The sequence below is a fragment of the Vibrio sp. 10N.222.52.B7 genome, from assembly GCF_041474275.1.
Lineage (GTDB): Bacteria > Pseudomonadota > Gammaproteobacteria > Enterobacterales > Vibrionaceae > Vibrio > Vibrio crassostreae_C.
In genome coordinates this window covers 23,079-29,531 of sequence record NZ_JBFRTU010000009.1, presented here as the reverse complement: position 1 = coordinate 29,531, position 6,453 = coordinate 23,079, and the positions used below count along the sequence as shown (strand labels likewise).

Annotated in this window: 4 protein-coding genes; 2 read left to right on the top strand and 2 right to left on the bottom strand. The window is 45.2% G+C overall.

What is annotated here, in order from left to right; all coding sequences use genetic code 11:
• Window positions 1–1,287: DUF3612 domain-containing protein (locus AB4512_RS03700; RefSeq protein WP_372174455.1), on the top strand; the 1,287-nt coding region annotated here is incomplete at its 5' end.
• A gap of 567 nt (window positions 1,288–1,854) precedes the next feature.
• On the opposite strand, the gene AB4512_RS03695 is transcribed toward AB4512_RS03700, so the two are convergent.
• A complete protein-coding gene (locus tag AB4512_RS03695) occupies window positions 1,855–3,504 on the bottom strand; it encodes a DEAD/DEAH box helicase (RefSeq protein ID WP_017060608.1) in 1,650 nt (549 codons plus the stop codon).
• Window positions 3,505–3,667: 163 nt separating this feature from the next.
• Window positions 3,668–5,023: a diguanylate cyclase gene (locus AB4512_RS03690; protein WP_102394160.1), complete on the bottom strand. Its 1,356-nt coding sequence runs from the start codon at window positions 5,021–5,023 to the stop codon at window positions 3,668–3,670.
• Window positions 5,024–5,306: 283 nt separating this feature from the next.
• Between AB4512_RS03690 and AB4512_RS03685 the strand changes: the two genes are divergently transcribed.
• On the top strand, window positions 5,307–6,449 hold the full coding sequence (locus AB4512_RS03685; protein ID WP_137002019.1) for a DUF3541 domain-containing protein: 1,143 nt from the start codon (window positions 5,307–5,309) through the stop codon (window positions 6,447–6,449).
• The last annotated feature ends 4 nt before the right edge of the window (window positions 6,450–6,453 follow it).

Genomic DNA, 6,453 nt, shown 5'->3' with positions numbered 1-6,453 from the left:
ACGTGGTTCCTCGACGACGAATCTGAACAACAAGCCATTGCTCCTGATAAGGGGAATCGTGGTGGGATAAGTGGCATGGCGCTCGAGCCGAGCTTCCTATTCTCAAACGACATCCTGCAAATTGCGATTCCTGAGATGCTGTCACAAACGGGCATTTCAGGCCGCCAGTTTGCGCACCTCTTGATTCGAGCACACCAAGAGAGCAACCAGAACCACTTCCCTGACCTTGAGCGCGCTGCGGAAGAAGTAGGCTTAAAACGTCTTAACCTCAGCGTAGAAGACCTGATAGACATCGCTAGAAGCCTAGGAATCAACATCCGCTGGGTAACGCGAACGCCGCAAGACGTAGTCGATGAGCTCGGAATTAACGCTAAGCAGTTGGTGACATCCTTCTTTGAGCCTCCCGGTACTATCTTCTTAAACGAGATTCTTAAAGAGTATCCAACTCGTCTGAAATACGACCTTTCGGTTTATATCGGTCATTGCATTCTGCACAGCAAAGAAGGCCTAAAGAGTGTGTTGTCGGTCGGTAACAACAACACGTGGGACGACAACCAGGTATCAGGCTCTTCACAGCTCAACTCCCAAGATATTCTTCAAGCATGGCGAGACTTTGAATCCAGCTTCTTTGCTGGCGCACTTCTGTGCCCGAAAGTCCCGTTTAGGCAGCTACTTGACCGCACTGGTTACGAAATCGACGTTCACAAAAGAGCAGGGGTTTCCCCCTCTGTTGCGATGCGTCGAATGACTGTAGTATCGCCCTACCCTCACTGGCACTACTTTGATGCTTATGGGCCGGGGAAACTCAAGGCGGTATATCGCGGGAACGGGATTCCGCTACCTTGGGGAAATATGAGAACGGTCGCTGACCCATGTCAACATTGGGCTGTGTTCCGTCGATTATCTGAGCCCCGTGCGGGTAGCTCGGCTCAAATCTCCATTTTGAATGTCGGAGATGAGCCTAGAATCTACTGTTGTGAATCCATCAATATGACGGATCCTGCGGGTAACAATCGTGTGTTGTGTGCTGGTATAGATCTCAACCCTGCGATTGATGCTCAAGGCGGTAATTCAAGAGACATAGCAGAGCAGCTTAAAGCGTCATGCGTTAACAATGGTGGCTCTGTGGCAATTCCGCGTAACATCAAAAAAGATCTCACGACAATAGCCAAGATTCTAAATATAAATTGGATTGAACGTGGGATTGAGACAGAGGCGAGGCTTATCTGCTCCAGAGGTGGAGAATGCCCACGCCAACCAAGCTGTTACTCTAAGTGTGGTGAGTAAAAAAGTAATAACAAAAAATAGAACCTAAATTTCAGGCAAAAAAAAACCAATCACAATAAGGATGATTGGTCATATATTTTGTGTGAACAAAAAAGGTTCACTAACAACGTCAGTTGGCTAGGTGACCCTCGGCTTAAGAAGGGTCACCATTACTAATGCAGCATGCGTGCCAACTTTTAAAACACGTATTTACTACGCATCTGGACACGTATTGGCCGGATATCCTTGTTTGTTTTGCAAACTGGAATTGCAAATTGCAAAATCCAACAAAAACGCTAGTGATTATGTTATTATTAATGAATAATTAAAGATTCATTACCCTTCCCAAAAATGTCATATTTCCCTTAGATTCAATCACTTTAAACAGCAATAAACCTCCCCTAGCTTACTCAAGCTATACGGTTACTCAACATAAACAACACCCTAAACAACGCCCATAAAAAAACGCGAACATTGAGATTCAATATTCGCGCTTATTCGATTTCTATGACAGAAAGAACTTAACCCACGAGACGCCTTTTTATAAAGCGGCTCATGTTCGTTGCTCTTTCAATATCTCAGAAAAGATTACTTCTGAGGAGCTGGCTTAGAACGGCTTCGAGACGGTTTGTTTGTAGAAGGTTTGTTGCTTGTCGGCTTATTTGACGACTTGCTTGGGCCGTAGCTACCGCCGTAACCAGACTTCTTAGGTTTGCCTGCAGGTTTACCCGCGTTGTTTGGCTTACCAGTACCGTTAGATTTACCCGCACCGCTTGGTTTGCTCAGAGTGTTCTGAGCACCTGCGTTATTTGCAGCAGGTTTATTGCCCGCACTACCGCGTTTAAAGTTGCTGCCGTTGTTTCTTACTGATTTATCTTCAGTTGTCGCAGCTGAGTTGTTTTCAGCAGGTTTCTTACCAGATGTCGGCTTACGCTTTGGAGCCGAACCATTACCAGCTACATGACGCTTGTTCTTACCTGCTGGCTTGTGCCCGCGAGCGTTATCACCAGAGCGTTGACCATCAGCATGTTCACGTGGCTGTTTTGCTTTCTTCGGTTTCTTAGGCTTGATTGGACGTGAATCCAACCGAGACTCAGGTAACTTATTTACTGGAGAGAAACCTTCCAGTTCACGACGCTCTAGCACTTGTTGAATCAGGCGTTCAATACCGAACAGCTCACCCACTTCATCAGCACAAACCAATGAAATCGCTTTACCTACTTCACCTGCACGGCCAGTACGACCGATACGGTGTACATAGTCTTCTGATACATGAGGAAGATCGAAGTTAACTACTTGAGGCAGTTGCGGGATATCGATACCACGAGCGGCGATATCAGTTGCAACAAGTACTCGTACCTTACCTGTTTTGAAGTTCTCTAAGGCTTTAGTACGTGCACCTTGGCTCTTGTTACCATGGATAGGTGCAGCAGTGATGTCTTGCTCTTCAAGGAAGCGAGCAAGCTTGTTCGCACCGTGTTTGGTCTTGCTGAACACCAACACTTGTTGCCAATCGTTATCTTTGATTAGCTTCGCTAGCATTGCGCTCTTTTTCTTTTTGTCTACTGGGTAGATGCTTTGCTCAACCGTTTTTGCCGTCGAGTTTGCAGGGCTTACTGAAATCTCAACAGGATTGTTCACTAAGCCTTTCGCTAAGCTGCGGATATCATCAGAGAACGTCGCTGAGAACAGTAGGTTCTGACGCTTCTTAGGCAAGAAAGCTAAGATCTTACGAATATCGCGGATGAAACCCATGTCTAGCATGCGGTCCGCTTCATCTAGCACTAGGATTTCTAGTTGGTCAAAACGCACTGCATTTTGGTTGTATAGGTCAAGTAGACGACCAGGTGTTGCCACCAACACGTCACTACCTTTACGCAGTTTTTGCATCTGAGGGTTAATCTTCACACCACCAAACACTACCGTCGAAGTCAGCGGTAAGTTAATACCGTACTTCACTACGCTGCCATTCACTTGCGCAGCAAGCTCACGAGTTGGCGTTAGCACGAGCGCACGAACTTGGTTCTGACGTACGCGAGTACCTTTCGATAACATTTCAAGAATAGGTAGCGTGAAGCCTGCAGTTTTACCTGTACCTGTTTGAGCAGCGGCCATAACATCTTTGCCCGTTAGGACAGCTGGCACGGCTTTCTCTTGTATTGGTGATGGCTTATCGTAACCTTGTGCTTCAATAGCTTTAAGGATCGGTTCAGAAAGGCCAAGGGAGGTAAAACTCATAGATTATTTTCTCAGTTGAATAACATTTAGTATGAGCAACACGTTAAAAAGTGCGTTGCTTCAGCTTTTGCTCATCAAATACATTGATACGGAGCAAAGCGCGGTATTCTGAGGCTTTTCCCCCCATTCAGCAACTAAATTCTAATCGCAGCTAAAATTCAACCTAGATAACTTGTCGCTTCTGTTCGTACATTTTTTCATCAGCGGCTTTTAAGAGCGCATCGACATCATTGTAGTTGTTATTGTGAATAACCCAACCCACACTGATTCTGAGATAAATAGAGTGCGCGTCGTACACAACTGGTGCCGAGCATATCGCCTTTCGTAGTTTAGTCACGATCGACGATACGTGTTGATCATCGATAATGCGTGGCAACAAGACCAAGAACTCATCACCGCCTATCCTTGCGACGATATCTGAAACACGCAGCTCACTTCTGATGCGGTTAGCACACTCAATCAATACCTGATCGCCTGCCGCGTGACCATAAGTGTCGTTGATTGCTTTAAACCCATCGAGGTCGATATTTACAACGGCAAAGGTTCTCGCTCTCTGTTTTTGAGTGGTTTTGAAGGCCTGTTTGAGGCTATACATGAAGTATCGACGATTCGGTAACATCGTTAGCTCATCATGCATAGAGCGGCTATCTGCAATCCGGTACAGACGATAAATAGTAAAGAAGGCAAACGCCAACACTAATATAATGGAGTAGCCTACCAGCCTTACCGCTTGGATGCGATACCAAGGCTCATCCATCAATACATGTTCGTTACCGGAGAGAGCAAGGTACCAACCCCCGTATGGGAAACTCACCTGTTCAGTGGCGAACGCATTATCGAACACATCCTGAGTGCCATAAAAGACAGCGCCATCTTTCCCTGAACTGTTTGCACCACGAATTGCTAATTCATACTTGTTCTCTATCTTGCCGATTCCAACATCTTCAAACAGCTCATCTAAACCGATAACAGCACTGGAGACACCCCAGTAATCTTGATTGAAAGGCGGGTCTCGGAAGATCGGAGTGCGTGCAATGAGGGCTTGTCCACCTTGAAACAGCTCAAAAGGACCGGCAATAAAGGTGTTGCCAAGATTACGGGCTATCTCAACAGACTCCCATTGATTTGGGTGATCACGATAATTAATACCGAGAATCTGCTCATTACCTTCCATCGGGTAAACAAAGTTTAGAATGTCGTCTTTGGCGAGTCCGATAAGTCGAATATGGAAGCCATCTTGAATGATATTCTCAGCAATCTTATCCCAATTTTTCACCTCACCATCGGGGTTGATGGTCACTAAGGTCGAGAAATTATTGAGGATATACATATCTGACACGATCGCGGCTTCAATCCGAGAACGAATAATGGATAGTTGCTTTTTTGCCTCTGAATACGATTCGTTTTTAAGAAAAGTTAATTGCTTGGCATGAAAGAACTCAATTGCGCTTACTATCGCAAGGAAAAAAAGAAAAGATACTACTCTGGCAGACCACTGCTTGCTAGAACCACTTGGCATTTACGAACCTCTAACACTATTGTTCTATATACTGCCTTATAACGGCTCATTTCTGGCTTATTGCCCCAGTATGCCGCTAAGTCATTAAAAATCCATACTAATGTCGACTATCTATCAAATATTGGGTGATCCATCACTTCAAACTTCTTTACTAAACGAATGGTTTAATCAAAAAGGGTTAGTGAACCTTATAAAGCTTACATTGTATTGACTCAACGCTTACATTGAAGGATTCATCAATGTTATTTTACATAGACTAATAATCAGCTTGGTACCTCACGACATGAAGTTAAAAACTATCACACTGTGTACATTGCTATCAGCCTCGGTTGCCGTTCACGCACAAGAAAACGTTCAAGCGCCAACCGCAGTGAACGTTCAATCCCAAGCAGATTCGCTCAATTCTCAAGAACAATCTTTCAAGCAATCTGCAGACCTAATTCGCACCACCTACGAAAGCCAGCTTTACACCCTGCCTGCATTCAAAGAAGGTCACTACGGGCTGCGCATGTATCGTCAAACATTAGACGATAAGTATTCAGCGGCGGTGTGGAGCGACATGGCTCGAGTGGCAAGCAAGCTCAGCACCCTGTCGAATGACGTTCAAACCATGGAACAAATCGTACTCTACTCAGAGAAGCGAGTTGCATCTTATATTGGTGATAACGATGAGCGCAGTATTCGACGCTACAACATCACCAAGCACATGCCTGAATACCTTTACCTTGGTGTTGACCTTCTAGGCTCTATGGCTCGTGCTAACGAATACGGTTTAGAACACAAGAACGATGCCAAGCTACGCGAAATCATTCGTCGCTATGACTTCTCACGATACGTGACCAATGAAGACATGGTGAAAGCGTGGGCCGCTCAATTAGCGAATCAGGTTTACTGGTTGCGCCAACTGGGTGAGCAGGATGTCGTTGATGAGTTTGTCGATACCTTCAAAAAAGCGTATCCAGACGATAAAGACAAAAAACTCTCAAGCCAGCAATTCGGCAATAAGATCTATGGTATGACACACGTCATCTTCGGCGACTCAGAATATTACCAACATCAAGTAAGCGAACAAGACCATCAATGGATCTACGATTACTTTAGAGAAAACATCGATACGATTCTGCTGCGTGCGAAAGAAGATGTGATTGCTGAGGTTGGATTAACCTTCTTATTGGCAGGTTTAGAAGATGACCCAGTTCTAGAGAAAACTCGACTCGCGATTCAAGCTTCAATCGATGAGAAACAAGGCATGATCCCTTCAATTACTGGCGATTTTGACCTTGAGTACGGTGAACACCGCAACGTATTAGCAATCATGCTACTCGATTGGCAGCAAGTGAATGAAGCGCCGACTTATGAAGGCAGCCCTAAGGTGTTTACTAACATCCCTTACGGACTCATTAAAAACCAGCCGCAGAAGAACTAGCAAC